Consider the following 3,662-nt stretch of genomic DNA (forward strand, 5'->3'; position numbering starts at 1 on the left):
CGTCCGGGATCTCGCGCTTGCGCAACGCGTCCGCGAGTTGCTTCCGCGTGCGCGGGGTCCCGGTGAGCAGGCGCAGGCAGATGCCTCTCGCCCGCTCAGCCGGGTCCCCTGGGGGCTCCCCCTTCTCGGCCCTCGACGAGGAAGAGGGGCCTCCGTCCTGTGGGTCGCCGTCGGCGGACGATTCGCCGAAACCACGCCGCCGACCGCGACCACGTCCACCACGGCCGCCGCCGCGCGGGGCTCCGGCGCCCCGCTCCCCCGTGCCCTGCGGCCCGTCGCCCCCGTACGGCCAGCCATCGTCACCACGTCGGCCGGAGCTGCGACGCGAGCCGCCGCTCGGCGTGGTGTCACCGTCCCCCGGACCGTCGCCGCGGTACGGACCGTCATCGCGGCGCGGACCGTCGTCCGGCCGTCCGTCCCCCTCCGAGTCGCCGTACCCAGCCTCGGCGCCCCAGGCCCCGAGGCCGTACGGCCCGTCAGTGTCGTCGTACGCCCTGTCGCTGTCTCCGGCCGTGCCGCCGGCACCCCCGCGCCTCTTCCCTTCGGAGGCGGCGGGGTGGACGTACTCGGCCCAGTCGGTTCGCCGTGTCACGGACTAGCTCTTGGCCGCCGCGGCCTTGGGCTTGACGGCCTTGGTCGCGGGAGCGGGGACCGTCTTCGCGGCGTCGTCCGAGGCTGCCGACACCGCCGCGTCCGCGCCCGGCTCGGCGGTGGGCTTCTCCGGCTTCACACCGACGCCCAGCTTCTCCAGGATCTTCTTCTCGATCTCGTTGGCGAGGTCGGGGTTGTCCTTGAGGAAGTTGCGCGCGTTCTCCTTGCCCTGGCCGAGCTGGTCGCCCTCGTACGTGTACCAGGCGCCGGCCTTGCGGACGAAGCCGTTCTCCACGCCCATGTCGATCAGGCCGCCCTCGCGGCTGATGCCGTGCCCGTAGAGGATGTCGAACTCGGCCTGCTTGAAGGGCGGGGCGACCTTGTTCTTGACGACCTTGACGCGGGTGCGGTTGCCGACCGCGTCCGTGCCGTCCTTCAGCGTCTCGATACGGCGGATGTCGAGCCGCACCGAGGCGTAGAACTTGAGCGCCCGGCCACCGGTCGTGGTCTCCGGGGAGCCGAACATCACGCCGATCTTCTCGCGCAGCTGGTTGATGAAGATCGCGGTGGTCCCGGACTGGTGGAGCGCGCCGGTGATCTTGCGGAGCGCCTGGCTCATCAGACGGGCCTGCAGACCGACGTGGCTGTCTCCCATCTCGCCCTCGATCTCCGCGCGCGGGACGAGCGCGGCGACGGAGTCGATGACGATGAGGTCGAGGGCGCCGGAGCGGACCAGCATGTCCACGATTTCCAGAGCCTGCTCGCCGTTGTCCGGCTGCGACAGGATCAGGTTGTCGATGTCGACGCCGAGCTTCTTCGCGTACTCGGGGTCGAGGGCGTGCTCCGCGTCCACGAAGGCGACCTGGCCGCCGGCCTTCTGCGCGTTCGCCACCGCGTGCAGGGTCAGGGTCGTCTTGCCGGAGGACTCCGGGCCGTACACCTCGACCACTCGGCCGCGCGGCAGACCGCCGACGCCGAGGGCGACATCGAGTGCGGTCGACCCGGTGGGGATGACCTCGATGGGCTCGTTCGGCCGCTCGCCGAGGCGCATCACCGCGCCCTTCCCGAATTGCCGTTCAATCTGTGCGAGCGCGGTGTCGAGCGCCTTCTCGCGGTCAGTTCCTGCTGCCATTGGTTCCACCCGATTTGCTTGTGTCGATCGCTTCACGTCAAAGACGCTAACGCCTGCCACTGACAATGCGCCCCGACGCCCGTCCGGCCTGTGGATAACTCGGGCGCTTCTCCACGAAATCCCCCGTCGACATCCCGCCCCGGGCTTCGCCGGAGCCTCTATCAGAATGGATGTTCGATTTTGGTGTCAAGCGCATCACGCGCTTCGGCGGGGCGTGTCGCGAGCCGCGCCGCCGGGCTGCTTCCAGGGGCGTACGGGCGCCGCGCCGGTGCGCTGCGAGGCCTCGCGGGGTTTCGCGCTACGAGGCGTCGCGGGGTTCTTCGTCCTCCGCCGTCCGCGCCTCACGGGGCCCCTTCAGCGCGCGTCGTATGCGTGCGAGGAGAGTGCTCGTGCCCCGCTCGCGGCGGCCGTGGACCCTGGGGTCGTCCGTGACGTCGTACCGCTTCACGTAGGCCCCCAGAAAGGCCTGCAGCGTGGCGACCGCCGGGATGGCGATCAGCGCGCCGACGGCGCCGAGCAGGGCGGTGCCCGCGATGACCGACCCGAAGGCGACCGCCGGGTGGATGTCCACGGTCTTCGCGGTCAGCTTGGGCTGCAACACGTAGTTCTCGAACTGCTGGTAGACCACGACGAAGATCAGCACCCACAGCGCGTACCAGGGGTCGACCGTGAAGGCGATCAGCATCGGCAGGGCGCCCGCGAGGTACGTACCGATGGTGGGGATGAACTGCGAGACCAGGCCCACCCAGACGGCGAGCACGGGCGCGTAGTTCACGCCGAGGGACTCCAGCAGGATGTAGTGCGCGATGCCGGAGATCAGGGCCATCAGCCCGCGCGAGTACAGATAGCCGCCGGTCTTGTTGACGGCGATCTCCCACGCGCGCAGCACCTCGGCCTGCCGGGCGGGCGGCAGTACGGAGCACAGGGCGCGCCGCAGCCGCGGGCCGTCGGCGGCGAAGTAGAAGGCGAACAGTGTGATCGTCAGGAGCTGGAAGAGTCCGCCCAGCACCTGTGTGGACACGTCCAGGACACCGCTCGCGCTGTTCTGCACGTACTTCCGCAGCCAGTCGGAGCGCAGCAGGCCCTCCTGGATGTCGACGCGGCTGAGCTCCGTGTGGAAGGTCGTGTTGATCCAGCTGATCACCGAGTCGACGTACTTCGGGAAGTCCTCGACCATGTCGATGATCTGTCCCGCGAGCATCGAGCCGAGCAGCGTGACGAAGCCCGCGCTGGCGATCATCACGAAGAGGAAGACGATCCCGGTGGCCAGGCCCCTGCGCATGCCGAACGAGGCCATCCAGCTCACCGCGGGTTCTATGGCGAGCGCCAGGAAGAACGCGATCAGGATGTTGATCAGCAGCCCGGTCAGCTCGTGGAAGGCCCAACTGCCCAGCTGGAAACAGGCGACGAGAGTGAGGGCGAGCACCATGGCCCGCGGCAGCCAGCGCGGCATGCGGGCACCCGTCTCGGCCGCGCCCCCGGCCGGGGGCCTGGGAGGTGTCGTGCCGAGCGGGGAAGCCTGCTGACCGACGTGCGCGGTCTCATCTGTCGATGCCACGGACCAAGTCTCGCCCACACCTCCGACAATCGACCCCCGCCCCCGGATCTTCGTGGCCCGTCAGCGGTTTTCGTAGGGAACGTTCACCGCCGTACACACCGCGCGCCACACGTCCTTCGCCTCCCAGCCCGCGTCCAGCGCCTGCCGCACCGTGCGTCCGCCGAGCTCCGACATCACATGATCACGCGCGAAGGTGTCGGCGTACCCCGCTCCGAAGTGATCCGCCATCCGCTGCCAGAAGACCGTCAACCGCATGACTCCAGTATCCCGCCCCTGAGAGTGGGCCCGAGCCGGGACCGCTTGCCGAGAACGCTTTCCGTCCTACGGTCTGACTCATGGCCGAAACAGGAGCATCCCCACTCCCCCCGACGCCCCCGGCGC

3 protein-coding genes and 1 pseudogene are annotated in these 3,662 nt (G+C 69.7%); all 4 read right to left on the minus strand.

Annotation, left to right across the window (positions count from 1 at the left end; genetic code table 11):
• Positions 1-592: pseudogene (locus AOK17_RS53080) on the minus strand (recombination regulator RecX); the annotation flags it as partial.
• A 3-nt stretch (positions 593-595) separates the two neighbouring features.
• Positions 596-1,723, minus strand: a complete 1,128-nt coding sequence (recA, locus tag AOK17_RS45380) for a recombinase RecA (RefSeq protein ID WP_055618502.1) — start codon at positions 1,721-1,723, stop codon at positions 596-598.
• Between the two features lie 298 nt (positions 1,724-2,021).
• Positions 2,022-3,281 carry an AI-2E family transporter gene (locus AOK17_RS45385; protein ID WP_079053661.1) on the minus strand — a complete coding sequence of 420 codons (1,260 nt, stop codon included), beginning with the start codon at positions 3,279-3,281 and terminating at the stop codon, positions 2,022-2,024.
• Between the two features lie 60 nt (positions 3,282-3,341).
• On the minus strand, positions 3,342-3,536 hold the full coding sequence (locus AOK17_RS45390; protein ID WP_055618504.1) for a DUF3046 domain-containing protein: 195 nt from the start codon (positions 3,534-3,536) through the stop codon (positions 3,342-3,344).
• Positions 3,537-3,662 lie beyond the last annotated feature (126 nt).

The organism is Streptomyces phaeochromogenes, from assembly GCF_001418655.1.
Taxonomy (GTDB): domain Bacteria; phylum Actinomycetota; class Actinomycetes; order Streptomycetales; family Streptomycetaceae; genus Streptomyces; species Streptomyces phaeochromogenes.

What these genes read in the sequence shown, in the direction of transcription:
- recA (WP_055618502.1), bottom strand. Translation starts at nt 1,723, where the DNA reads ATGGCAGCAGGAACTGACCGCGAGAAGGCGCTCGACACCGCGCTCGCA.
- AOK17_RS45390 (WP_055618504.1), bottom strand. Translation starts at nt 3,536, where the DNA reads ATGCGGTTGACGGTCTTCTGGCAGCGGATGGCGGATCACTTCGGAGCG.